This window comes from Bacillota bacterium (genome assembly GCA_012842395.1).
GTDB lineage: Bacteria > Bacillota > SHA-98 > UBA4971 > UBA4971 > UBA6256.
Map to the genome: position 1 here is coordinate 111,963 of DUSX01000017.1, position 25,305 is coordinate 137,267.

At 63.7% G+C, this 25,305-nt stretch carries 24 protein-coding genes and 1 riboswitch; of the genes, 6 read left to right on the forward strand and 18 right to left on the reverse strand.

Annotated elements, in window-relative coordinates:
* Positions 1-182 precede the first annotated feature (182 nt).
* The 18 genes from guaA to tsaE form a co-directional block, all read right to left on the reverse strand.
* Positions 183-1,712, reverse strand: coding sequence for a glutamine-hydrolyzing GMP synthase (gene guaA, locus GX515_05545; GenBank protein HHY32481.1), 1,530 nt, complete (start codon positions 1,710-1,712; stop codon positions 183-185).
* Positions 1,709-2,248, reverse strand: coding sequence for a hypoxanthine phosphoribosyltransferase (hpt, locus tag GX515_05550; GenBank protein HHY32482.1), 540 nt, complete (start codon positions 2,246-2,248; stop codon positions 1,709-1,711). Before hpt ends, guaA begins: the two co-directional genes overlap by 4 nt.
* 175 nt (positions 2,249-2,423) lie before the next feature.
* A complete protein-coding gene (locus GX515_05555; GenBank protein ID HHY32483.1) occupies positions 2,424-3,362 on the reverse strand; it encodes an MOSC domain-containing protein in 939 nt (312 codons plus the stop codon).
* Positions 3,350-3,865, reverse strand: coding sequence for a cyclic pyranopterin monophosphate synthase MoaC (gene moaC, locus GX515_05560; protein ID HHY32484.1), 516 nt, complete (start codon positions 3,863-3,865; stop codon positions 3,350-3,352). The genes GX515_05555 and moaC overlap by 13 nt, the downstream gene beginning before the upstream one ends.
* Positions 3,866-3,907: 42 nt before the next feature.
* Positions 3,908-4,972: a GTP 3',8-cyclase MoaA gene (moaA, locus tag GX515_05565; GenBank protein ID HHY32485.1), complete on the reverse strand. Its 1,065-nt coding sequence runs from the start codon at positions 4,970-4,972 to the stop codon at positions 3,908-3,910.
* Entirely contained in the window at positions 4,969-6,897 is a 1,929-nt protein-coding gene (locus GX515_05570; protein HHY32486.1) for a molybdopterin biosynthesis protein, read from the reverse strand. The genes moaA and GX515_05570 overlap by 4 nt, the downstream gene beginning before the upstream one ends.
* 355 nt (positions 6,898-7,252) lie before the next feature.
* Complete coding sequence (locus tag GX515_05575; GenBank protein ID HHY32487.1) at positions 7,253-8,491, reverse strand: molybdopterin molybdenumtransferase MoeA; 1,239 nt, start codon at positions 8,489-8,491, stop codon at positions 7,253-7,255.
* The gene (locus GX515_05580; GenBank protein ID HHY32488.1) at positions 8,451-9,239 is read right to left on the reverse strand and encodes an ATP-binding cassette domain-containing protein; all 789 of its coding nucleotides are present in this window, start codon (positions 9,237-9,239) and stop codon (positions 8,451-8,453) included. Before GX515_05580 ends, GX515_05575 begins: the two co-directional genes overlap by 41 nt.
* Positions 9,240-9,303: 64 nt before the next feature.
* Positions 9,304-10,002 carry an ABC transporter permease gene (locus GX515_05585; GenBank protein HHY32489.1) on the reverse strand — a complete coding sequence of 233 codons (699 nt, stop codon included), beginning with the start codon at positions 10,000-10,002 and terminating at the stop codon, positions 9,304-9,306.
* Positions 10,003-10,009: 7 nt separating this feature from the next.
* A complete protein-coding gene (locus tag GX515_05590; protein ID HHY32490.1) occupies positions 10,010-10,897 on the reverse strand; it encodes a solute-binding protein in 888 nt (295 codons plus the stop codon).
* A riboswitch (molybdenum cofactor riboswitch) is annotated at positions 10,892-11,042 on the reverse strand. (Overlaps the previous gene by 6 nt.)
* 205 nt (positions 11,043-11,247) lie before the next feature.
* Positions 11,248-12,054, reverse strand: coding sequence for a hypothetical protein (locus GX515_05595; protein HHY32491.1), 807 nt, complete (start codon positions 12,052-12,054; stop codon positions 11,248-11,250).
* A gap of 1,537 nt (positions 12,055-13,591) precedes the next feature.
* Entirely contained in the window at positions 13,592-15,574 is a 1,983-nt protein-coding gene (locus GX515_05600) for a SpoIID/LytB domain-containing protein (GenBank protein HHY32492.1), read from the reverse strand.
* A 13-nt stretch (positions 15,575-15,587) separates the two neighbouring features.
* Complete coding sequence (locus GX515_05605) at positions 15,588-16,313, reverse strand: 2-phosphosulfolactate phosphatase (protein HHY32493.1); 726 nt, start codon at positions 16,311-16,313, stop codon at positions 15,588-15,590.
* A gap of 45 nt (positions 16,314-16,358) precedes the next feature.
* Positions 16,359-17,339 (reverse strand): LCP family protein, encoded by a 981-nt coding sequence (locus tag GX515_05610; GenBank protein HHY32494.1) that lies wholly within the window; start codon positions 17,337-17,339, stop codon positions 16,359-16,361.
* A 241-nt stretch (positions 17,340-17,580) separates the two neighbouring features.
* A complete protein-coding gene (gene tsaD, locus GX515_05615; GenBank protein HHY32495.1) occupies positions 17,581-18,618 on the reverse strand; it encodes a tRNA (adenosine(37)-N6)-threonylcarbamoyltransferase complex transferase subunit TsaD in 1,038 nt (345 codons plus the stop codon).
* Positions 18,605-19,072 carry a ribosomal protein S18-alanine N-acetyltransferase gene (rimI, locus tag GX515_05620; GenBank protein HHY32496.1) on the reverse strand — a complete coding sequence of 156 codons (468 nt, stop codon included), beginning with the start codon at positions 19,070-19,072 and terminating at the stop codon, positions 18,605-18,607. The genes tsaD and rimI overlap by 14 nt, the downstream gene beginning before the upstream one ends.
* 28 nt (positions 19,073-19,100) lie before the next feature.
* On the reverse strand, positions 19,101-19,817 hold the full coding sequence (tsaB, locus tag GX515_05625; protein ID HHY32497.1) for a tRNA (adenosine(37)-N6)-threonylcarbamoyltransferase complex dimerization subunit type 1 TsaB: 717 nt from the start codon (positions 19,815-19,817) through the stop codon (positions 19,101-19,103).
* Positions 19,818-19,839: 22 nt separating this feature from the next.
* Positions 19,840-20,355, reverse strand: a complete 516-nt coding sequence (gene tsaE / locus GX515_05630; GenBank protein ID HHY32498.1) for a tRNA (adenosine(37)-N6)-threonylcarbamoyltransferase complex ATPase subunit type 1 TsaE — start codon at positions 20,353-20,355, stop codon at positions 19,840-19,842.
* 218 nt (positions 20,356-20,573) lie between these two features.
* Between tsaE and GX515_05635 the strand changes: the two genes are divergently transcribed.
* The 6 genes from GX515_05635 to GX515_05660 all read left to right on the forward strand — a co-directional run bounded on the left by GX515_05635 (position 20,574) and on the right by GX515_05660 (position 25,303).
* The gene (locus GX515_05635) at positions 20,574-20,843 is read left to right on the forward strand and encodes a ribbon-helix-helix protein, CopG family (protein HHY32499.1); all 270 of its coding nucleotides are present in this window, start codon (positions 20,574-20,576) and stop codon (positions 20,841-20,843) included.
* Positions 20,833-21,183 (forward strand): type II toxin-antitoxin system PemK/MazF family toxin, encoded by a 351-nt coding sequence (locus GX515_05640; GenBank protein HHY32500.1) that lies wholly within the window; start codon positions 20,833-20,835, stop codon positions 21,181-21,183. Before GX515_05635 ends, GX515_05640 begins: the two co-directional genes overlap by 11 nt.
* Before the next feature lie 115 nt (positions 21,184-21,298).
* A complete protein-coding gene (locus tag GX515_05645) occupies positions 21,299-22,021 on the forward strand; it encodes a gamma-glutamyl-gamma-aminobutyrate hydrolase family protein (GenBank protein ID HHY32501.1) in 723 nt (240 codons plus the stop codon).
* A gap of 41 nt (positions 22,022-22,062) precedes the next feature.
* Entirely contained in the window at positions 22,063-23,082 is a 1,020-nt protein-coding gene (locus tag GX515_05650) for an asparaginase (GenBank protein HHY32502.1), read from the forward strand.
* Positions 23,083-23,193: 111 nt separating this feature from the next.
* Positions 23,194-24,018 carry a M55 family metallopeptidase gene (locus GX515_05655; GenBank protein HHY32503.1) on the forward strand — a complete coding sequence of 275 codons (825 nt, stop codon included), beginning with the start codon at positions 23,194-23,196 and terminating at the stop codon, positions 24,016-24,018.
* A 73-nt stretch (positions 24,019-24,091) separates the two neighbouring features.
* Entirely contained in the window at positions 24,092-25,303 is a 1,212-nt protein-coding gene (locus tag GX515_05660; GenBank protein HHY32504.1) for an amidohydrolase, read from the forward strand.
* Positions 25,304-25,305: the final 2 nt, after the last annotated feature.

Genomic DNA, 25,305 nt, shown 5'->3' on the forward strand with positions numbered 1-25,305 from the left:
ACGGAGCACTTGGCTTGCCAGCGGCGCCGGGGAATTGGAACGCCCATCATCCCAGTCGGACTTGGTGCTGAGATGAGACAAGGATCGGCGTTGTACGTGGCAAAGCCCCTGCGGTGCCTACCGAGAGGTACATCGAGGCATCGCAGGGGCCTTCACGGTGAACGCTACGCGCACGCGCATCGCTATTCCCATTCGATCGTCGCCGGTGGCTTCGTGCTTATGTCATACACGACGCGGTTCACGCCCTTGACCTCGTTGACGATGCGCGTGGAGATCCTCTCGAGCACTTCCGACGGGAGCCTCACCCAATCGCACGTCATCCCGTCTTCGCTCGTTACCGCGCGGATCACGATGGGCCGCTCGTAGGTGCGCGCGTCTCCCATGACGCCCACGCTTCGCACGTCCAGGAGCACTGCAAAAGCCTGCCACACTTCGGTATACAGCCCCGCAGCCCTCGTCTCCTCCTCAACGATCGCATCCGCCTCGCGCACTATCTCGAGGCTCTCCGGAGTGACCTCGCCCACCACCCGGACAGCGAGGCCGGGCCCAGGGAACGGGTGGCGCTCGATTATGGATGCCGGCAGACCGAGGTCCCGCCCGATGACCCGGACTTCATCCTTGAAGAGGTAGCGCAATGGCTCGATGAGCCGCAGCCGCATGGTCTCGGGAAGACCGCCCACGTTGTGGTGGGACTTGATCTTGGCCGCGGGCCCAAGACGGGAGCCCGCACTCTCAATGACATCGGGATACAGCGTCCCCTGGACCAGGAAGTCGACTTCGCCACACTTCCGAGCCTCTTCCTCAAATACCCTGATGAACTCGCGACCGATCCTCCTGCGTTTCTCCTCCGGGTCCACCACCCCGCGCAGCGTGCTTATGAACCGCTCTCGCGCGTCCACGGTGCGGAGGTTCATGCTGAAGTGTTCCCCGAAAGTGGCCTTGACCTGCTCTGGCTCGCCCTTCCGAAGCAGGCCTGTGTCAACAAACACGCATGTAAGCCTGTCACCGATTGCGCGGTGAACGAGGAGCGCGGCCACGGAGGAATCGACACCGCCCGACAGCGCGGCGATCGCGCGCCCCTCTCCCACCTGCTCGCGGACGCGCTCTACCTGGTCCTGGATAAACCTGCCTCGAGTCCACGACTTCTCACACCCGCATATCCTGAACAAAAAGTTCGCCAAGATCTCCCTGCCGTGTTCGGTGTGAACCACCTCAGGATGAAACTGGAGCCCGTAAAGCTTCCGGACGCGGTCGCGCATGGCTGCAACAGGGGTGTTCTCGGTGCGGGCGATGACATCGAACCCCGCAGGAGGCGCATTCACCTGGTCTTGATGGCTCATCCACGACGTGAAGCTCGGACCCACGCCCGCGAAGAGATCGGACCAGTCATTCACGAAGACCGTGGTCTTGCCGTACTCCCGCAAGCCGAGATGAGCCACCTCGCCCCCAAGGATCCGCGCCATGAGCTGCATGCCATAGCAGATCCCGAGCACGGGAACGCCCATATCTAGGATTCGCCGGTCGCAAGAAGGGGCGTTTTCCTCATACACGCTCGACGGCCCGCCTGAAAGAACGATCCCCTCAGGCTTGAGCCCAGCTATCCGCGTCGCGGACGCATCGTGGGGAAGGATCTCGCAGTATACCTCAAGCTCGCGGATCTTGCGAGCGATCAGCATGCTATATTGTGAGCCGAAGTCAAGGATTGCTATCATTTTTGATATACTTCCGGTTTCAACACGCCAACCTGGGGCAGGTTGCGGTAGTATTCCGCGTAGTCAAGCCCGTACCCGACCACGAAATGGTCGGGGATGGAAAACCCGCAGTAGTCAGGAACAATATCCACTTCTCTGCGGCTCGGCTTATCGAGAAGCGTGCACACCTTCACCGAGAGAGGCTTCCTGGCCTTGAAGTTGTTGATGAGGTAGTGCATGGTGAGCCCGGTGTCTATTATGTCCTCGACGATGAGCACGTGCTTGCCCTCGATGGGCTGATCGAGGTCTTTGAGGATCCGCACGACGCCCGAGGTCTTCGTGGCCGTGCCGTAGCTCGACACCACGGCGAAATCCATTATGACGGGAATCGACAGGTGCCGTATAAGGTCCGCCATGAACACGAGCGCGCCTTTGAGTATGCCCACCACCACAAGGTCGCATCCACTGTAATCTCGGGAGATCTGCTCGCCGAGCTCCTTGACCCTCTTGGCGATGACCTCCTCGCTCAGGAGGATCTGCTGAAGGTCGTTTACCACTTCGTCCGCCTCCCGCAATGTGCTCTCCCCAGCTCCGGCCAGGTGGGGGTCGGCTTTCCGTTCCCACCTTTCCCCGGTGCTCAGCTGGAACAACGTGTATATTATACAATCTCCGTTCCTTGGGGACAAGCACCGTCGTCACGCCGTCACGGGGGCGGTGCGATGCCGTGACCGCTCAATCGTTCTTGCTCCGTTCCCTCCCGCACTCTTCGGCGGTCCCTCTTAGGGTCTCCACCGCATGGGGGATGGCCGCGAGGAGCACTGCCAAGCTTTCCTCGACCCCCTTCGGGCTGCCGGGAAGGTTCACGATCAGGGTCTTCCTCCGGATGCCCGCGGCAGCCCGGCTCAACATGGCGTGAGGCGTCTTGGCGAGCCCGGCCGCGCGCATGGCCTCGGGAATCCCCGGAACGAGGCGGTCAATGACCGATCTCGTAGCCTCGGGTGTAACATCGCGCGGGCTGAATCCCGTGCCGCCCGTGGTCAGGACCACGTCAACCCCGAGCTTATCGGCCATACGACGCAGTTCCTCAACGATCAGGTCGTACTCGTCGGGAACGATGCGCCTTTCCACCACCCTGCCGATGCTCGAGACCATACGTTCGATGACATCGCCGCTCTCGTCGGGCCGCTCCCCTCGGCTTCCCTTGTCACTCACCGTCAAGACCGCGAACCGAACCGGCGTCTTCACGCGTATCTCATCTCCCCGCTCGATCTCTCCGCCCCGTACCACTCTCGCGAACACCCCCTCGCGCGGCATCACGCACTCGCCCACTTGCCGAAAGATGGCACACCCTGCGTGACACTCCTTGCCTATCTGAGTGACCTCGAGCACCGCTTCGGGCCCTATCTCAAGCCGGGTGCCCACGGGCAAGTGGTGGAGGTCAATGCCGCGGGTGGTGATGTTCTCCGCGAATGCCCCCGGCCCAACCTCGATTCCCTTCGCGCGCATCTTGTCGATGCTTTCCTCCGCGAGCAGGCTCACTTGCCGGTGCCACGGACCAGCGTGGGCGTCCCCCTCTAAGCCGTGCCCCTCCACTAGCCTGCCCCGACACACGTCGCGCTTGCTCACGCCCTTGGTCTCGCTCACACACACCGCGACGACTACCCCTCCCAACTCGGCTCTCCCTCCCGTACGAAATCCCCGCTCTTGCCGCCGGACTTGCGCACGAGCCTCACATCGCCTATCACCATGGACCGGTCCACTGCCTTGCACATGTCGTAAATGGTGAGCGCGGCCATGCAGGCCCCGGTGAGAGCCTCCATTTCAGCCCCCGTCTTTCCGAAAGTGCGCACCGTGACCTGGATGTCCACGACACCGCTGGCGAGATCGGTCCGAAAGTCCACGTCGATCCCGGTGATGGGAATAGGATGGCACATCGGGATGAGCGAGGACGTGCTCTTCGCGCCCATCACCGCAGCCACCCTCGCCACTCCGAAGACGTCGCCCTTCGGCCCCTCGCCCCTCTCAGCCAGTGCAAGGGTCGCGGGGGCCATCCGGACCCTGCATCGAGCCTGCGCCTCGCGGGCAGTGTCAGGCTTCGACGTCACGTCCACCATCCGCGCTTTGCCCGACCCGTCAAGATGGGTCAGCGTCCTCCCGGGCACTCCTTCCGTCATCGGCCTATCCCCCCGAGCATTCCGCCTGCTTCCCCGTTTCGGTCAACCTCCGATCTCACACAGCGACGGCGAGGGCTGCAACACACCGTCGCCCGCCACGCCTCCGCACGCCGCGCCGCTCTCCGGCTTCATGCTCACAGCTTTCCGTATGAGCTCAGCAATGGCTGCGTCGTCGGCGCCGTCGCGAAGCGGCCCCCGCAAGTCGACCCCGGAGGTTGCGAGAAGGCACGGCAAGAGCTTGCCGTCGACCGTGAGACGCAGCCTGTTGCACCTCACGCAAAAACCGTCGCCCTCCCTTGATATGAAGCCGACTCGCCCGAGCGCTCCAGGCAGCCGTATGTAGCTCGCGGGGCCCGATTCGCCTGCTGCCTCCAGGCCTGGCCGCCCCGTGGGTGCGGCCGAGCCCAACGTCAGTGACGCGTGGCAAGGGACCAATGCCCCACCACGGGCGATGGCCTTCACTCTTCCCCTCACCTCTTCAATGGGGACCACATCCGAAGGCCCGAGGCTCCCGCCATTGCCCCAAAACGGCATGAGCTCTATGAACCTCACGTCCCAGGCGTGTTCCAACGTGAGTCGAGCGAGATCCTCGATCTCGCCGTCATTTACGCCCCGGACCACCACAGCGTTTAACCTGATGGGCCGAAGGCCTGCCGCCTCCGCAGCGGCTATCCCGCGGAGCGCCGCCTGGAGATCGCCACGTCGCGTTATCCTCGAGTACACGTCCGGCCTCAGCGTGTCCAGGCTGATGTTGACTCGCTTGAGCCCTGCGGCCGCGAGCTCGGCAGCGCGGTCATCAAGAAGCGTGCCATTGGTGGTCATCGCGAAGTCGCGGAGGCCAGGAAGAGAGGCGATCATCTTCACGAGCTGCACGAGGCCCTTGCGCACGAGGGGCTCGCCGCCGGTGATCCTCACCTTGGTGATCCCCAGGCCGGCTGCGACCCGGACCACGCGGGCGATTTCCTCGAGCCTGAGTATCTCGTGGTGCGACCTGGGCTTCACCCCGTGCTCTGGCATACAGTAAACGCACCGGAGGTTACACTTGTCCGTCACAGAGACGCGCAGATACGTGATCCTCCGGCCAAAGGCATCAACGAGCGTTGTCACCCTTCCCACACGACCTTTCCGGTGTCCGACACGTCGTACCCGCCAAGACCGGCGACAGCCGCCTTGAACTCGTTCGACCTCATCACGGTCAGAAGTTTATCCATCATTGAAGAACCAAGGAAGGCCTTGGTCGTGAGAAGGTCGTATCGCTCCTTCGCGACCGGCACGAAATCGAGGCCTAGCGCGGCTGCGGCGCTGCGTATCCCAAGACCGACGTCGGCAGCTCCACTCGCCACGCAAGAGGCGACGCCCATATGGGTATATTCTTCGCGCTCGTACCCGGCTATCCTTCCCGGATCCAAACCAAGTCTTGCGAGCTCGAGGTCAAGGAGCACCCTCGTTCCCGCGCCCTTCTGCCTGTTCACGAAGACGACGCCAGGCCTCGTAAGGTCGGCGAAACCTGCGATGCCTTTGGGATTCCCCTTGGCCACAATGAAGCCCTGCTCGCGATGGACGAGGTTCACGAGGGCAAAGCCTTCGGTCCCGAGGAATCGTTCGACGTACGGCACGTTGTACTCTCCGGTCTCTCCATCGATGAGGTGAACTCCCGCGAGGTGGGCCTCGCCCCTCTGGATCGCCATGAGCCCCCCCATGCTGCCCACGTGTGCCGAGGAAAGGCTCAGGCCGGGGTACCTGCACGCGAGATGGCTTGCGAGGAGGTCTAGGGTGAGATCGTGGCTGCCTATCACGACGATGGTATTTGATATGTCATCGGGCTCGCGCGATAGCTCCACCTCGACCGTGGACGACGCCTCCACGCCCTGGGCCGAGGGGGGTATGCGGATCAACCCGTCAGCCCTCACAAGGGACATCACTGCGGCCGCTCCGCGCGCAAGCGGCGTGACAACGCGCTTTCCGTTCACTTCCCCCACCTTGACCCTGACGAACTCATCCACGCCCGGCGTCGACACGATCCGCCGGGTTGCCACGGCGGGCATCTTCGGACGGCGCGGCGCTGGCCGCCCGAGCATCCTCGCCACGAGCGGCCTCAGGAAAAGCTCGCATGCGAGCGAGGCCGACACCGGGTAGCCGGGGATCCCTAAGAACGGCCGGCCGCAAACGATGCCTAAGATCGTGGGTTTCCCAGGCTTGATCGCGACCCCGTGGACGAGGAGCTCGCCTAGGGAGCTCACCACGCGACCGGTGTAATCCTCGCTGCCGGCTGAGGATCCCGCGTTGACCACGACGATGTCGGCCGCGTCGGCGGCCACGCGCACGGCATGCGCGATGGCTTCGTAGTCGTCCCTCACGATCTCGTGCAGGACCGGCTCGCCACCCCATTCGTGAACGAGTCCGCCCACGATCCTCGAGTTGAATTCGATGATTCTCCCGGGGGAGAGCGGCGTTCCTGGCGGCACGAGCTCGTCGCCGGTGGGAATCACAGCCACTCTTGGCTTCTTGCGGACGCTCACTTCGGTGACTCCCGCCGCGAGCATGGCTCCGAGGTCCGGGGGCCGAATGACGTGATTCGCCGTCAGGACAAGCTCCGTGGCCACGATGTCCTCGCCTACCGAGCGCACATGCTGCCACGGCCTTGCCGGGGCGATGACCGTGACGCGGTCCTCGCGCACCTCAACGAGATCCTCGACCATGATGACGGCGTCGAACCCGGGCGGCAGCGGGTCTCCAGTGTCGACCCACCGTGCCTCCTCGCCGAGGCGCAGCGTTACCGGGTTTCTTTCGCTTGCCCCGAAGGTGGCTTCGGCCCGCGTGGCGATCCCGTCCATGGCGCAAGAATGGTAGTACGGCGACGACACGCGCGCCGCCACCGGCGAGGCGGTCACGCGCCCCAGGGCGGGGATATCCACCGGGATGGTCTCGCCCTCCAGCGGAGCCGTCATCCCCCTCGCCTCGAGAGTTGAAAAGAACCTTTGCAGCGCCTCGTCGAGAGGCGCCTCTGTGAGGTATACGTCGCGCTTCGTCATCTTCACCCTCCAGTCCGCCCGTCGTCGGGCGCAACCCCCATGACGGTCCCTAGGAAGGACGCCCGGCCCTGTTCCGGCACACACGCAACACAGCCCGCCGACCCCGCGAGCCCTCCGCGTCGAGACAGACCTCGAGAGGCTCGCGCCGCTTTCCAGCGCCGAAGTCTCGCCGCCCAAGGCTACCGGCATGCCCCCCGTACACGACGCGCCTGCGGCCTGCGCCGTGCCCCGTTCCCGTTCGGACCCCGCGTCCGAGATAGCCGAGGCCGACATGGCCGAGTTCCCCACGCCCCACCGTGCAAGCACGGGCAGCCGTCGCGCTCCGGAAAGGAGACGAGAGCCTGCGGCACCGTGCTCAGAACAACAGCGAAACGGTGACACGAGCTCCTTTCTCAAGGCCCTCGGCGTCCGCGGGGATCCTGATGATCCCAGTGGACGCCACTAGCCCTGATATCAGCGAGGATTTGGTGAAGACCGGGTCCGCCCACACTTCTCCGTCACGCGTCACCACGTGTACCCCGACGTAATCCTCCCGCCCGGCCGCGGACGGCACGTTTGCCCCAAGGCGGGCCACAAGCTCGCGCCTCTCTGGCACCGTGCCCATCCACCTCGCTATGGCAGGCTCCACGAAAAGCCTGAAGACCGTCAGGCAGGACACAGGGTGGCCTGGCAGCCCGAACACGGGCTTCCCTCCAGCGACCGCGATGATGGTGGGCTTCCCCGGCTTCACGGCAACGCCATGTACCAAGACCCCGGGAGGCCCAAGGGAGTCGATGGCGTCACGTGTGAAGTCCCGGGCGCCAATGGAGCTGCCGCCAGAAACGACGAGCATGTCTGCGCTGGCCAGGCGCTCTCGCATGGCCGCCGCAAGCTCCTGGTAGTCATCTCGGACGATCCCTGCCGCAAGAGGTCTCCCGCCCGCCGCGAGCACTGCAGCGCATAAAGAATACAAGTTCGTGTCTCGGACCTTCCCTGGCGGAGGGGTGGCGGCAACCTCCACGAGCTCGTCTCCGGTGGACATTATCGCGACATTCGGCTTTGCTGCCACCTTCACCCTGGACACGCCGGCGGCAGCGAGAGCCCCGATGTCCTGCGGACGCAGTCTCGCACCCTTCTTCAGGAGCACGGCACCGCGGGCCACGTCCTCCGCGGGACCGATCGCGTTCTCGCCAGGCGCCACGGCCTTGTCGACCGCCACGAGATTCCCGCCGGTCTCCATCGTGGCCTCGACCATGACGACGGCATCCGCGCCCTGCGGCAGCATTGCCCCGGTGGCAACCCTCGCGCACTCTCCCGGCCTCAACGCGAAGCACGGGGCGTCCCCGATTCGGACCTCGCCAGCGACGGCAAGGAGCGCCGGCATGGACTCGGTTGCCCCGAAGGTGTCCCGGGCGCGCACGGCAAAGCCGTCCACGGTCGACCTGGGAAAGCCTGGCAGATCCGCGGGACTAGTCACGTCCTCCGCAAGCACGCGCCCGTGGGCGTCGAGAAGGTCGACCATCTCGACACGACGTGGTCCGCACTCAAGGTGCTCCTCCAGCCTCCGCCACGCCTCACCGGGAGGAAGAAGCGACAGGAAGACCTGCAACTGCATCACCGTCCTGAGACAAGATCCAGCGGGCGGAGCCGGCAAGAGCGGAGAGAGCCCGCCTCATGTCGTCGCTGAGCACGTCTCTCACCGGCCCGCAAGCCACGATCCGCCCGCCTGCCATGACCGCGGTCCTTTCTGCCAGGAACGGGATCTCCATAACATCGTGGGTCACGAACACCGTGGTCACGCGCGTCTCGCGAACCACCTCGGCCAGCTCAGCGAGGAGCGCTATCCTTGTCGGGACGTCCAACGAGCTCGTGGGCTCGTCCAAGAAGAGCACCTCAGGTTCCAGGACGATAGCCCTCGCGAGGCTAACCCTTTGGCTTTCGCCACCAGAGAGCGCCCGCGCGCGCCGCGCAGCGAGATGCTCGATGTTGAAAGCGGCAAGCGCCCGCTCAACCCTGGTTCGGATCTCTTCGCGCGGGACGCCGCGCATCCGGAGGCCCACTGCCACGTTGTCGAACACCGTGCCGTCCAGGAGGTACGGGCGCTGAAGCACCATGGCCATACGACGCCGGAGTCTCAGGAGATTCGTACGCCTTTCGACCTTCTCTCCGCATACGACGACCTCGCCTGCCCCGGGCCGGAGAAGGCACGCCATCACCTGAAGAAGGGTGCTTTTCCCAGCGCCATTAGGGCCCACCACCGCCAGGGCCTCGCCGCGCCGCACCACGAGGCGCGGGACATCCAGAACCATTCTCGTGCCACGAAACACCTTGACATCCTTGAGATCGACAACAGCCTCATCCAACAGCACATTCCCCTCTCGCGTACCGCGTACTGGACGCAGGCTTGCGCCGCGCTCGGTCCATGGCCTACGCGCGCCCACCCTTTTGCTGTAGGTGAGTCAAGCCATAAGTGACACCGTAGGTGAGCGCCAGGAGAATCACGCTGAGCGCTATCGCCATATCGAAATGCCCGCGCGATACCTCCATGGCCGTCGCAGTGGTGAGGATCCTCGTCTGGCCCATCACGTTTCCGCCGACCATCATGGACGCGCCGATCTCGGATACTACGCCCCCGAAGCCAGCTATCACGGCTGCCAATACCGAGAGCCTCGCCTCACCCAGGAGTATCCAGAGCAGCTGCCATCGTGATGCCCCGAGGGAAAGCATCTGCAGCCGCACTCCCTGGTCGAGCTGGCCTATGCCGGCCATCGTGAAGCCCGTAACTATGGGGAGCGCTATGACCGACTGAGCTATCACCATGGCGGCTGGGGTATACATGAGATGCAGGAAACCCAAGGGTCCGTATCGCCAGAGAAGGATGCTCACCCAAAGCCCCACGACTACGGGTGGCAGCCCCATGCCGGTGTTGATAAGGCTCGCAGCGACCTCTCGCCCGCGAAAGGTGGAGAGCGCGAGGACGGTTCCGAGGGGCACGCCCACCACCACGGCTATCAAGGTCGCGAGCCCCGACACTCGCAGGGTGAGCAGGGTGATCCGGATGACCTCGCGATCCACCTTCACGAGAAGCCAGAATGCCTTCGCGATGCCTTCGACTACAAGGTCCAACCTGGCATCACCGTCCGAGATCGTCTTCGTTCTTGCCAGCGTCCGCGAAGAAGAGTGGTTCGCCGTAGTCTCTGACTCCGAACGAGGCGATCACCTTCTGGGTCTCGGGAGCCACCATAAACTCTACAAATGCCTTGGCTCCCGGGCCGTTCACTTTGTCGAACTTCTCAGGGTTCACCTGCATCACGTGGTAGATGTTGAGGAGCATCGGGTCGCCCTGCACCAACACGTCAAGGCCAAGGCGCTTCTTGAGGGCGAGATAGGTGCCCCGGTCCGTCAGCGTATACCCTTCCTTCTCGGAAGCGATATTCAGGGTCTGCCCCATGCCCGAGCCAGCCTCCTGGTACCAACGCCCTCCAGGCTGTACCGAGGCCTTGGCCCAGATCTCCTTTTCTTTCTTGTGCGTGCCCGAGTCGTCGCCCCGTGACACGAAAACCGCCTCGTGGGCCGCGATCTTCTTGAACGCTTCAGGCGCGGAAGTCAAGCCGCGTATACCCGCGGGGTCACTTGGCGGACCGACGATTATGAAGTCGTTGTGCATAACCAGCCTGCGGTTGGTTACAAGCCCGCTCGTCACGAGCTCCATCTCCGACGCAGGCGCATGACACAGGAGCACGTCGGCTTCGCCGCGGGCGCCGAGAGCGAGCGCCTGCCCTGTGCCCACGGCTATCGCTTTCACCATGTAGCCCGTCTCGCTCTCGAACATGGGAATGAGCACGTCGAGCAGGCCAGTGTCCTGAGTGCTGGTGGTGGTAGCCAGGATGACCTCACGCGCGGCGGGCGCTGCGGTTGCAGCGCTTCCGAAGGCAACAGCAAGGAAGATTACCACAACAAGCCCAAGCGGGAGGAAACGACTTTCCACACAACGGCACAGCAAACCTTTGGGCTTTGGCATGATCCTTAACATCTCCTTTCCAATAGTGGGAGGCTTGCCAGTTTCCCGGCAAACCCTCGAGCCGCAGAGACCTCGCTTCCGCGGCTGCCGGTCACCCGCCATCCATGAGAGGGCCAGGCGCAGTGACTCGGAGAATCAGGCTCGCAGTTCGACCCGATGTGGTTCAAGCAAAGCTCACCTCTTGCCGACCCAGTCCCAGGATCACCTCCCTTCCCCGTTCATCCTCGGGCGTCTCGCGTTCTCTCTCATTCGCGGGCGCCTAGCGCCCTCCGAGCCGACGCAAACCACCGCCAGCAACGTGGCAACCACCGGCAATGCGACGAAAGCAGGCGCACCCCCAAACGCCACCATCATGGGAGCTCTATACTAAGCGCCGATGTCGGTTCGATCGACTTCGTGCTTATGGTGTACTCGTAGACATCAGAGCCGGGCTCCTGGTATACCCACATGTCCTCTATTCTCGAGATGAGCGGTTCTCCCCTCAGCGTCACCCATGCCGTTATTTCGTATTTCACAGGTTTAGCGCCGACCCCCGCCTCAGCAAGGCTTGTTTCGAACCGTTTCAACCAAGCGGGACTCGCGAAACTCAGGACCGCGCATCTCGTTCGCTCGACTTCCTCCTCACCGGTCTTGATGACGTTTTCGGCGTCGTGCAGATCCCCGCCGAGAATGGTCTCAACCCCCGTAACCCCGGAGAGCCACTCGAGTTCTGAACGAATCGCCTCGTCGCTCACATCCGCCAAGCGTTCGACCCGGACCCACCCGCGGTCGGCGTCTCCGCCAAGGGGCCTCTCGGCGGGCGTTTCAAGGTCGAGCAGTCGGTAGGCAATGGACTGGCCTACCCGGTACGCCTCTATGCCCCCATCCTCGGAAGACGATGTATAGTGGACACGGTCCGGAGCCACGTACTCCGTGACGCGGGTCCATACGCCCGTGCCGAGGCCCCTCACATCCCTGGCGGACAGGAGTTTGTCTGAGGAAGGAAACGCCGTTTCCTCGACCACTCGCACGCTCTTCAATGCGAGCGTATTCTCCACCGCGGTCCTCAGTAGACTTGCCGGGTCTTCACCTGACTCGCGCGTCTTCGGAAGACAGCCCGCGAGCGCGACCGCACATGAGAGAAACACAAAGGCGAGCTTGCACGCTCCCATACGCACAAGCGCCCACCTCCTTGAGGCCCCCGCAGGGTACCAGCCGCCGCGTGCCACGCCCTGGGGCCCGGCAACCCGACGCGCCGTGCTGTCCACAAAATCTCCACCGGCTGCGCGAAGTACCTCGTTCGAATATTCGACGCCCCGCCCGGAAATCCTAGCGTCCGGGGTGAATTCCTTGGCTTCTCCCGGCCGAAACACGCTCCGCCGCGGCCTTGCCTCTCGCCACCTTTCCATGATATCAATAGGCGGGGTCATCGGGGTGGGCATGTTCCTCGGAAGCGCAGCCACGGTGAGGCTGGCTGGCCCCGCGGTGATCCTCTCCTTCGCGCTTGGCGGCGTCATCATGATGATGGTGATGCTCGCCCTCGCCGAGATGTCTGTGGCCGAGCCAGTGGAAGGCTCTTTCCGCACGTATGCAGCGGAATCACTCCACCCGTACGTAGGCTTCGTAGTTGGGTGGACCTATTGGATCGCCTGGGTGGTCATCATGGCTGCCGAGATCGTCGCAGCCTCCACGTACATGCGCCTATGGGTCTCTCCTGAGCTCGCCCTCGCCTTCGGCCTGGTTTTCGCCGTAGCGATGACGCTCGTGAATCTGACGAGCGTCAGGTCGTTCGGCGAGTTCGAATTCTGGTTCGCCATGATAAAGGTCGTCGCCATAGTCGCCTTCATCCTCATAGGCGCAGCTGCAATACTCGGGCTCGGTCCCTTCAGCCCCATAGGCATCAGGAATTACGTGGGACACGGGGGTTTCGCTCCGAAGGGAATAGGCGGCGTGCTCCTGGCGATGGTCATGGTGATGGTGGCATACGGCGGAACCGAGGTGATCGGGGTCGCCGCAGCGGAGACTCAGGACCCAGCGACCAGCGTTCCCCGGGCGGTGAACGGCGTCGCGTTGAGAACCCTCGTGCTGTACATCGGATCCATGACCGTCCTGGTGGGCACCATACCATGGTTCGAGGTAGGGCTCGGCGCGAGCCCGTTCGTTCGGGTATACCAGCTGCTAAAGATCCCGGCCGCCGCTGACATCATGAACTTCGTGGTCATCACGGCCGCGTTGTCTAGCATGAATTCGGGGCTGTACACGAGCTCGCGCATGCTATACTCGCTGGCTGAAGCCGGGGCAGCGCCGAGGTTTTTCACCAGGCTGGGCAAGAGATCACGCGTTCCCTATCTGGCGGTTATCGGGAGCACTTTCTTCCTGTACGTAGGCGTGATCCTGTACTACCTGGTGCCGAAAACTGCGTTCCTCTACATCACGGGAATAGGGGGCTTCGGATTCCTGTTTTCGTGGCTCGTCATAAGCCTGTCCCAGATATACATGCGCCGGCGTATCCTCGCGCAGAACCCCTCGGCGCTCAAGTTCAAAATGCCAGGCTATCCATACACCTCGTGGATGACGGTTGCTCTCATAGCCGGCGTGATCCTGACGCTGCCCTTCGTCCCCGGACAGCGCGTGGGCTTTATCTCGGGTCTCATTTGGCTCGCCGCGGTTTCCCTTTACTGGCTGGTCTCGTGTAAAAAGCGTTTCGCGCCGAGGCTAATCACGACCAAGGGGCTCACAAGGCTCGAGTTCGCCAGCATCATCGGGTGGAGAGGTCTCGACCCGGACGTCGGCACCGGAGACGGCGGACCCCTCGGCGGATCCCGTGGGAACGGTGGGCGAAAGGACGGGTAAATTGTAGTTCGCAACCACCTCAGTGCCAGGATAGTAGTGTTTCAGGATGTCCACGTACGAGTACACGGGATTCCCGCGTTCGTCCCGCATCGACGCCATGCCCTGCGCTCCCCATTGGCTGAGGCCGACCCCGTGGCCATACCCCACGCCGTCGATGATGACGAGGGTTCCGGCCGACTCAAGCTCGCCTGCACATCCGGGCCCGACGGCCTTCCCTTGGACCACCACGTTCCTTCCGAGGCTCACGACGTAGCCTTTCGTGGAACCGTCTTCCCTCACCGCCACGCATCCGCTGACCGCTGGAAGCCCGGGCTCCGCGGTGCCGCCCGTGCCGTCAACCGGAGGCGTGCCGTCGCGAGCCGTCCGATCGGGGCCCGCGCCTCCCCCGGGCGCGTCAGGAGCCTCGCTAGGCACGACTATCCCCGTCTCCTCGGGTCCCACGACCCTGATGGTGAACCGGGGGCTCTTGAGTCCCACCTTGCGCCTGATCTCCTCCCGCGTGAGGGTCACGCTGGCGGACGGGGTGCTAAAGCGGTAGCTCAGGACCTTTTCACCTGAGACCAACGCGGGCTCTATCCGCGCGGGAAACTGCGGCTGAAGGCCAAGCTTGGCAAGAAGGTTCGGTGCCCATAGCGCAGGCGGGTTCTGCCACACATAGTGTGGCGATGCCTGGTCAAAATCTGCCACTGCCTCGAGGTACGGCTCGTCCTCTCCCCCCGGCCAGACATCCTCGTCGTCCTCGGTCGTCCCACCACCTGACGCGAAGTAATGCGCGTTGATGATATCACCCTGGTATGTGACGACTTCGCCGCGGGTTTCCGCCACTGCCCGCCTGAACGATTCGATGGCGTGCCCGCCTGAGTACTTCTGGTACGCCACAGTATCGTCCACATCGTAATCCCGGCCGGACGTCGTGGCCTTCCGGTAAAGCGCGTAAGTCCTCGCAGCCACAGCCTGGGCCTTGAGGGCCTCCATCTCCCAGCTCGGGTACACCTCTCCCGCAAGCACGCCCTCCACGTAGGACTCGATGTCGATGCGGTTGATGGCCACGAGCTCGACCTTCCCGTCCCAGGAGTCCTTCCTCCTTATCTCGAGCTCACCTTTGTATCTGACGCCTCCAACGGTGAAGCCAATCTCAAGGGAGTCCCGGGGTGCGACGCGCACGCCCCCGCCCACGAAGGACATGGTCGCACCCGACGAGGTCAGCAACACGATTTCGCCAGGAAGCTCCCCGGCGCGCACTTCGAACGGGCCGTCTGCGGTCGAGAGGCGGGCCTTTTCGGACACCGCAGGCCTCACAAGGACAGGAACGGGCGCAAAGCCCCTCTGTATCCCCACACGGGCGAGCGCCGCACTCAACTTGTGGAGCGCATCGGGATCGCCGGTCCCACCCACCCGGAAGACCCACTCAGTGCCGTCTGCCACAATATGCGGCACATACCGAACCTTGTCCTCATACGGGAGGGAGGCCGCCAGCACGGCCCGCAGGCCGAGCGCATCGTCCACGCGCCGGAACCTTCCGATCTCGACCTCGTACGCATCGTCACCAGCGCCAGGACCTCCCAAGACGGTCGTGAACGACTTCCCGAACGCAACGTCGCGCGCAAGGACGTCGTCGCGGACATCCATCACCACCGCGTCCTGGTCCAGGTTAAACCTGAGAGGGCTACGCGCCGAGAGACGCACCCGCATCACGATACCGGGTCCGGCCGCACCCGCGCCTGCGAGTGCGAAGCCCCCGTCGGACATTCCGGCCGTCGCGCTCCCGGGTTCCGAAGCAGAGACCCCGAACGCCCACGCGACCGAGGCACATAGCGCCAGAACGCACGCAAGCGTCCCGCGCACCCCACTCACCTCGCTATTCAGCCCTGCGAACGATGTGTCCCTCGCGAAGCACCGGCACCACGCCAACCCTGTCGGCCTGCACGGCCGCCGCAACGTCGTCACCGAAACCGATCCGGGCAAGATACCTGGCGTGCTCCGAACTTGCTACAGCCGCTTCGAGGCCGCCGCGGAAGGAGGCATACAGTCGACGGGCGGCGACGCAACCGTCAGACTCGTCCACCGCGACCATAGACGCTATCCGCTCGCACATCATGCCGGCGCAAACCGCGTCTTCCAGAGCAAACCTCCTGCCCTCCCCGGCACACACGATCAGGATGTCCCTGCCGAGAGCCACAGCCCGGTCACACGCCGCGGAGATGTTCCAGAAAGACCCCACGATTACGTCGTCCGCGCCCTTCGCGGCCCTTATGGCACCCGTGCCGTTAGTGGTGGTGATGATGATCTTCTTTCCCGCGACTCGGTCCGCCGTGTACTCGAGCGGCGAGTTCCCGAGATCGAAGCCTTCGATCTTCTCCCCCTTTCGCTCTCCGCAAAGGAGATAATCACCTCTCGCATAAGCGCGCGAGATCTCCACGGCCTCCTCGACCGAGGTCGTCGGAATGACTTCGTCGCAGCCGTTTGAGATGGCGCACGCGATGGTAGTGCTAGCTCTCAAAACGTCGATCACTATCGCTGTAATCCCGTTGAGATTCCTTGCCTCGATTTCCTGTGGCACGAGAGCCACGTCGATGCGCACCATCCAGAAATACCTCCCTCTCCCTCTGCCTCCGGCTTCCTCCTCGCGTCACCCGGGGAAACCCTCCTGCAGCGCCCTGACAAGCTCGTCGACGCGTTCCCGGTCAGGAACCCAGTACAACGGGGAGAACTCACCGGGGAGCGTCTCTGACACGATCTCGGCTCTGGTCCTCACGAAGAACCAAGCGATGGACGCCATGTCCCGCTGGGACATGTCCGTTCTGACATGCTCCATCAAGATGCCCAGGATCTCGCGCGCCTTGGACAGGTTCCGCACGTTCAAAGCCTGCCGCGCCACAGCCTTCAGAAGCGTCTGCTGGCGTTTCACCCTGTTGATATCCCCAAGGGCATCCGCGCGGAATCTCACATATCCGAGCGCCTGCGCCCCGTCCAGGACCTGCCTGCCCTTTTTGAGGTCTACCTTGAGGCCGCCAGCCCTGTCCACGTAGTGCATGTCCTTGTCGACATCGATCTCCACCCCTCCCAGCGCGTCGATGATGCGTTGAAACCCCCTGAAATCGACTTCCACGTAGCGATCAATCGGCATGCCCAGGAGGTTCTCCACCGTCCTGCGAGTAAGCTCTTGCCCCCCGTACGTGTGCGACGCGTTTATCTTGTTCGTGCCGTGCCCTGGGATCTGCGCCCTGGTGTCCCTTGGGATTGATACCAGGTATACCCTGTTGACCTTGGGGTTCACTGACGCCAGCATTATCACGTCCGCCCTCACGGGCGCGTCTATCGGGTTCCCGTGCTCGTCATAGGTCCTGTCTGTTCCGAGGATGAGGACGTTCACGGGCCGGTCGTCAACGCCGAAAGCAGCTTCCGGAGCAAGCCACGACGACAAAAGCACGTATAACGTCACCACGAGCGCGGCAATAGCCACGACCACAACGAAAAGCACGCGCCAGAATGTAAAGTAGCTTGGTCTTTCCGACGGCTCGAACGGGCTCGGGCCCAGAGGCCCCGCGGCCCCTCCTCGTCCCAGCCCCGGGCCGACCGGGGCGATATCGCCGCCTCCCATGTGCTCCACCCCTAACACCCTCTTCCGTCCGCGTCAAACCGCATCTTCCGTCCGAAGCGAGTCATATTTCGGACCGCTTGTGCATAATCATCAGTGGGCAGTATAACCTTATTTGCCATATACTGCCTTTTATCCACACGTTCCACAGGGTTATCCACAGGCCTTTCCGCGGCGCGCAGCCTTGCCGCGCCCCGCACGAAGTGCTCCACACGAACCGCGTTCTCCGTTTTCCCCGCTAGCTTTCTTGATTTCACGATTCCAGATCGAGGTCGGGAATGGCGGGCACGTCCAGCGGGCTTTCCTTGCCTCTGATGAGCCGGAAATACCCCGCGCACGCCACCATGGCGGCGTTATCAGTACACAGGCCGGGCGACGGAAAAACCAGCCGCAGGCCGGCTTCTGACGCCCGGACGGCCATCCTTTCTCTGAGCCTGGAATTGGCGGCTACGCCACCCGCGAGAGCCACGATCTTGACGCCCGTTTCAAGCGCTGCCCGCACTGTCTTCTCCACGAGGACGCCCACCACGGCCTCCTGGAAACTCGAGGCGACGTCGGCCACGCCCGTCCTCACCTTTCTCACGTGGTTCAGGACGGCGGTCTTGAGCCCGCTGAAGCTGAAGTCGTACGATCCTTCTTCCAGGAACGCCCTGGGAAAGCGGACCGCCTCCGGGTCGCCGCTCCGCGCCGCTGCGTCGATCGCAGGACCGCCGGGATAGCCCAGCCCGAGGACCCTCGCGACCTTGTCGAACGCTTCGCCCGCGGCGTCGTCCCGCGTACGGCCCATTACTTCGTAGCTCCCGTGGTCTCGAAGGTACACGAGATCTGTGTGCCCACCAGACACCACAAGGCAGACGAAGGGGGGACGGAGGTCGGGGTGTTCGAGGAAGTTCGCGTACATGTGCGCCTCGATGTGGTTCACCGCAACAAACGGCAGCTGCCGGGCGAGCGCCAGGGCCTTTGCGGCCGAGAGCCCGACCAGGATGGCGCCGACAAGCCCGGGACCGCGTGTTGCCGCGACCGCGGTTACGTCGGACAGGCGAAGACCCGCGTCGCCGAGAGCCTGGTCGATGACGGGGATTATCGTCTCCACATGCCTCCGGGAGGCGACCTCAGGCACGACGCCGCCGAACCGCTTGTGCAAGTCCACCTGGGACGCCACCACGTTCGACAAAAGCCGCAGGCCAGAGGCCTCGCACGACCCGTCTGCCCTCAGCACTGCGCACGCTGTCTCGTCACAGCTTGTCTCGAGCCCGAGCACGCAAAACGCCGCACCGTCAGCGCCGACCATGGTGGTCCCTCACAGGCCTCTCGCGCTGGGGCTGCTCATTTCTCCACATTATGATGGCGTCCTCGCCGTTATCGTGGTAATAACCAGGCCGTATCCCGGCGCTCACGAACCCCAGCTTCTCGTATAGCTTCTGAGCCCCCAGGTTCGACACCCTCACCTCGAGGGTGATCCTCTTCGCGCCCTTGGACCGGGCATAGTCGATGATGGCCTTCATGAGGCCCTCACCCACACCCCGGCGCCGGTAATCAGGATGCACCGCGAGGTTGGTGACGTGCCCCTCGTCGAGGATGATCCAGATGCCGACGTACCCTATGACTTCGCCGTTGTGTTTGGCCACGAGGTAACACGCCCTGCTGTTCTCGTAGATCTCCGAGAGGAACGCGTTCCGCGACCACGGGGTCGGAAAAGAGGCCTTCTCGATCTTCATGACGCCGTCGAGATCGCTCTGCCGCATCTGGCTGATCTCAAAGTCAAAGCCCACGCTATGCACGCCTCCCGCACGACACGGCCCCGCGCTGCGCCGTCTCAGCGCTGGACCTCCCCAGATAAAACGGCTCCACCTCAAAAGCGTTCCTCGCTCGACCGGAACTAACCGCGAGCCTTCCCATGGCTGCGACGACGGCGGGACGAGGCCCGACGCACCAGTCGGGCCCGAGCGCGAATGTGTCGCCAGCGCTTTCAAGTATAACCTGCTTGTGCACCCTCGCACCATCCCCCACAAAGAGGACCTTGGCAGGCCCCCCTGCAAGGCCCCCCGCGTGAGCCTCCGGCGCAACCGCCGCGGCGCGCAGCCCCTCCAGGACCTCGCGGATGCCTTTCGCCTCGTAGTCGCTCAACCGCTCCGGATACGCGCCGTGCATGCGATAAGTAGCCGTGTACACGATATCGCGCCTGGCCGAGATGAGCGGGCACACCAGAGCTTCGGAGAAAGGGAGGTTGGCTGCGATGGCGTCAAGCGTCACGACGGTGCCGATCGGCAGGTCCAGCGCGTATGCCAGCACTTTTGCCATGGTCACCCCGATCCGCACGCCCGTGAAGGATCCCGGGCCTATCGCCACCGCGACCGCATCGAGGTCGGAAGCAACCCATCCCGCCTCCGCGAGGAGCCTCCCGCAAACGGCGCAGACGCCCTCGGAGTTCGTCCGCGTCACAACGGCGCTGTATTCGGCGACAACCTCGTCGTCGTCAACGAGTGCCACGCCTCCTGTGAATGTAGATGTATCAATGCCCAGGATGCGCAAGGGCTTTCAACTCCTCGACCATCCGGCGAAACTTCTCGCCATGCGGCAGGAACGCGATCTCCCGCGGGCCGGGGTCACTGTCACCATCCGGCATGCGGCCTCCTTCGTCAGCGTCGGCGGGCACGCTGATGACCACGTCGAGCCTTTCGTCGGGCAAGAGCTCCTGGATCCTCTGGGGCCACTCAATAGCCACTGCGCCGCGTCCGTAGAGGTACTCCTCAATGCCGGCAGTCCCGGCGTCGTCGACCCCTTCCAGCCGGTAGGCGTCTACATGATATAAGGGAACCTTTCCGGGATGCTCGTGAATAATAGTGAAGGTGGGGCTCGCAACCCGACCTCGAACACCCATTCCCGCAGCCATTCCCTGGACGAACACGGTTTTCCCCGCACCAAGCTCGCCCTCGAGGCAAACAACGTCGCCCGGGCCGAGAAGCCTCCCCAGGGTCTCACCCAGCTTCCTCGTCTCGTGCGGGCTCGAGGTCTGGAATACCGTCAACAGCCGACCCCCCCGGCGGCCGCGCAAATTCAAGCAGATTATACCACAGGGGCTGGACGAGAATCCACAACGACCGCAAGGACTTGCGCGGCGACTGACTCATAACCGTCGTTGACAGCTTTTCCTGGACGTGTATATAATCTGTGTGCAGACTGTAATATATACTGTAGCGCCCGAAGAGCGGAGGGGTTGCGGTGGCCCAGCAGGTCAAGAGGATAATGATCACCCTGCCGGATAGCCTCTTGCAGGAAGTTGACGGCGTCGCGAAGAGGGAGAACCGAAACCGGAGCGAGTTCATCAGGGAAGCAATGCGCTGCTACATCGAGGAAAAGCGCAGGCTGGAACTCCGCGAGAGGCTGAAGGAGGGCTACCGCAAGATGGCGAGCCTGAACTTGGAGCTTGCCACCGAGGCCGTCGCCGCGGAAAACGAAGCCCTTGCCCTCTACGAGGAGGTCCTGGCACGGGGCAATGGAACCGATGGAGCTTAAGCGCGGCGACATCTTTTATGCGGACCTCAACCCCGTCATAGGCTCGGAACAAGGAGGCACCAGGCCGGTTCTCGTCCTTCAAAACGATATCGGAAACCGGTACAGCCCCACCACGATCGTGGCGGCTATCACATCACGCATCGACAAGGCGCGCCTCCCTACCCACGTCGAGCTGCCCTCAGCCAGGAGCAAACTGCCCATGGATTCTGTCATCCTCCTGGAACAGCTGAGGACCATAGACCGCCGAAGGCTCATCGAGAAAGTCTCTCATTTGGATCCCGTGACCATGGACCGGGTGGACCGGGCCCTTGAGATCGGCCTCGGTCTCGCCGGAATATGACCGGGCTTGAGCTAGCCCGAAGGATTTTCCGCAGGACGGGCGAATATTAACGTTTGTAACCTCCGGTGAAGCGGTGCTTCGCACGCGTGCGCCTGCCAGGGGAGATGGATCTGGCTTGCGGCCGCTTGTTGGCGTCACTTGTTCAAGTTATAGCCCAAACGAGTCAGGCGAGACGAGGAAACACACGCTGCCCCACGATTACGTTCACGCCCTCACCAAGGCCGGCAGCGAGGTCGTGATATTGCCCGCGGGTGACGGCGAGTCCGCGCGGCGTCTCGCCGAATCCCTTGACGGCGTGGTACTCTCGGGCGGAGCCGATCTCGACCCAACGCATTTCGGCGAGGGGCCCCACCCGAAGCTCGGATATATCGACCCAGAGCGCGACCAGTTCGAGCTTGCCCTCGTGAAGGCCGCTATTCAGGCGGGCACCCCGGTCCTCGCGATCTGCCGGGGCATTCAGGTTCTCAACGTCGCAATGGGCGGCACGCTGTACCAGGACATCCCCTCCCAAATCAACGGCGCGATCAAGCACAGGCAGGAAGCCCCGCGCTACCACGCGAGCCATAAGGTCATCGTGGAGCGCCACTCGAAGCTGGCGGGAATGGTCGGGGCAGGCGAGGTTCTCGTCAACTCCTTTCACCATCAGGCTGTCCGGCAAGTCGCGCCGGGGCTCGTCGTCTCAGCGCGTTCCCCCGATGGAGTGATTGAAGGGATAGAGTCGGCCCACGATCTCTTCGTGGTCGGCGTGCAGTGGCACCCGGAGTGCATGACCGACCGATATCCCGCTATGCTCGAGATATTCGCGGCGTTCGTGGCCGAAGCGGCCGCGAGGCGTTGAATCCGGTGGATCCTCACACAGCTCCGAGGAAGGTGGTTTCGTTGTCAGAGCCGGCAGTCAAGGTGACGCGCGGGCCGATTGTCGAAAGCGTCCACAGGGTGGATGTGGCGGTTGCCGACAACGCGGGCCGCGTTTTATTTTGGCTTGGGGACCCAGACAAACTCACGTATTGGCGATCCTGCGCCAAGCCCATCCAGGCGGTGCCCGTGGTCGAAACGGGCGCGGCCGGCCGGTTCGGATTCGACGATCAGGAGATCGCAGTCATGTGTGCATCCCATAGCGGCGAGGACGTGCACATTCGGACGGTAGCCAGCATTCTGAGGAAAATCGGGCTCACCGACGACGCGCTCAGCTGTGGGGTCCACCCGCCTCTCGATGCGGCCTCGGCAGATAGGCTGGTTGCCTGCGGCGTAGGCCCGTGGCAGCTCCACTGCAACTGCTCAGGCAAACACGCCGCCATGCTCGCCATAGCCGTCCATATGGGTTATCCTCCAGCGGGCTACTTCCGACAAGACCATCCCGTTCAGCGCCTGATGCTTCACGAGGTGTCGGTCTTCGCGGGCTTGCCAGAGGACGACATAGTCATCGGAGTGGACGGCTGCGGGGTGCCCGTGTTCGGGTTGCCGCTTTCTGCCATGGCGAGGGCGTTCGCGACGCTCGCCAGCCCAGATCGTCTCGCAGCGACCGATACCGCTCGCGCCGACGCCGCACGGCGCATATGCAACGCCATGAGGGCCTACCCCCACATGGTGGCGGGCACGGGCCGATTCACCACCGCCCTGATGCAGGTGGCTGGCGACCGGCTGGTGGCTAAGAGCGGGGCCGAGGGCGTGTACTGCGTGGGCATTCTGGGGCAAGGCCTGGGCGTCGCCGTTAAGGTCGAGGACGGGAACGCGAGGGCGTCCGCTCCAGTGGTGGTCGAGGCCCTGGCGCAAATGGGCGTCCTTCACGCACACCACCTCGAGGCGCTTGCCGGGCACCATCACCCACATGTGTTCAACCATCGCGGAGAGATCGTCGGAAACGTTATCCCCGACTTCAAACTTAGGTCGGATCATTGAGCCCGCGAGCCGGGAACGTCCCGCCCGCCGACTGACATGCCGGGCGGAGCCGCACGCACGGCGCGACGTCGGCACCGGGACTCGCCGGCCCGGAGCAGGAGGTGACGGCTGGTGAAAGTATACATCTCCGCGGACCTTGAGGGCATAGCCGGGGTCACACACGCGGAGCACACGATGAGAGATGGGAAGGAGCACGAGCGGGCGCGCGTTCTCATGACCGAGGAGGTGAATGCAGCGATCTCGGGAGCCATCGAGGCGGGAGCCACCGAGATCGTGGTCAATGACTCCCATGGCACCATGCGTAACATAATCCCCGAGAGGCTGCACAAGGATGCCTATCTCATATCCGGGACTCCAAAGCCCCTGAGCATGATGGAAGGCATCGATGATTCATTCGACGCCGCCATGTTCATCGGGTACCACGCGGCGTGCGGCACCCAGAACGCCGTCCTCGATCACACTTATGCGGGACGCGTCGTCTCGGCGGCTATCATAAACGGCATGGAGCTCGGCGAGACCGGCATCAACGCTGCTGTAGCCGGGTATTTTGGCGTCCCCGTCGTCATGGTGAGCGGCGATACGGCGGTAGCAAGCCAGGCCAGGGACCTCATCCCCGGGGTCGTGACAGTGGTCGTGAAGCAAGGCATAGGGCGGTACGCGGCGAGGTCTCTGCATCCAGAGAAGGCCCAGGCCGTCATCAAGGAAGCCGCGCGAAAAGCCTTGGGGAGCTTGGGATCCGTCGGGTGCTTCCGAGTGCGGCCGCCGGTATGCCTGGAGCTCCACATGAATAATACTGGTATGGCCGACATAGCGGAGCTCATCCCTGGGGTTGAGAGGATCGCGCCGAGGGCGATCAGGTTCGTCTCTGAGGATTACCTCACGGTCTTCAAAGCGATGAGGGCAGCCATCACGCTTGCGGGCGAGACCCTGCAATGAGCAAAGGCGGTGGTGGGCAGTGTCGGCGATGACGAGTGTTAGAGGAAGGCCCAAGGGACGCGCGCTCCTCGAGATGGCGCGGGCGCTCTTGCCTCAGATGGTCGCCGTGCGCCGCGACCTCCATATGAACCCGGAGCTCGGTGGCGAGGAAAGGCGCACCGCCGGCATGGTCGCGTCAAAGCTGTGCGAGCTCGGGATAGGCGTCCAAGAGGGCGTGGGAGGCACGGGCGTCGTCGGGTTGATCCGGGGGCGTGGCGCGGCGAGCGCCAGTTCGGCTGACCCCAGCCGGGACCGCGACCCAGGCCCCGAGCACTGTGTGGCGCTGCGAGCTGACATGGATGCGCTGCCAATCGACGATCGCAAGGACGTGGACTACAGGTCGCGCGTGCCCGGCGTCATGCACGCGTGTGGTCACGACGGCCACGTGGCGATGCTGCTCGGAGCAGCCAAGCTCCTGGCGTCCCTCGCGGGCGAGTTCTCTGGATGCGTCAAGCTGATATTCCAGCCCGCCGAGGAAGGCCCCGGCGGCGCGGCACCGATGATACGGGACGGGGTGCTCTCAAACCCCGACGTCAGCGCCGTTGTGGCAGCCCACCTTTGGCCTGACCTCCCGACCGGGGTCATTGCTGTCAAGGGCGGGCCCGTGATGGCGGCAGCGGACAGCATCACCATCACCGTCACAGGAGAGGGAGGCCACGGCGCCGCGCCTCACAGGTCTTGTGACGCCATAGTCGTGGCGGCCCAAGCGATCATGGCGCTCCAGACGGTCGTGAGCCGTCAAGTCAACCCCGTCGACCCGTTGGTCCTCACCATCGGAACCATCTGCGGCGGGTACCGCCACAACGTCATCGCGGACCAGGTCACTATGACCGGCACGGTCAGAACGCTCAGCCCGACATTGCGAAGGACCGTTCCCGACGTCATCCGGCGCACGCTCGAGGGCATAGCCAGGAGCGCTGGCGCCGAGATCGAGTGCGCATATTCGCCGGGATACCCGCCGCTCGTGAACGACGAGAGGGTGGCGGCGCTTGTGGCGGATAGCGCCAGGAAGATGTTGGGCAAAAGACGCGTCATCGAGGACGTTGAGCCTTCCATGGGCGGAGAGGATTTCGCGTACTTCCTTGAGCAGGTGCCTGGCGCCATGTTCATGTTAGGCGCGGGCAATCCTGAAAAAGGCGCGTGCCACCCGGCGCATCACCCCAAGTTCGATTTCGACGAGGACGCCATGGCCATCGGCGCCGCGCTCATGGTTGACGTCGCGTTGGAGCTGCTCGAGAGGAGGTAGGG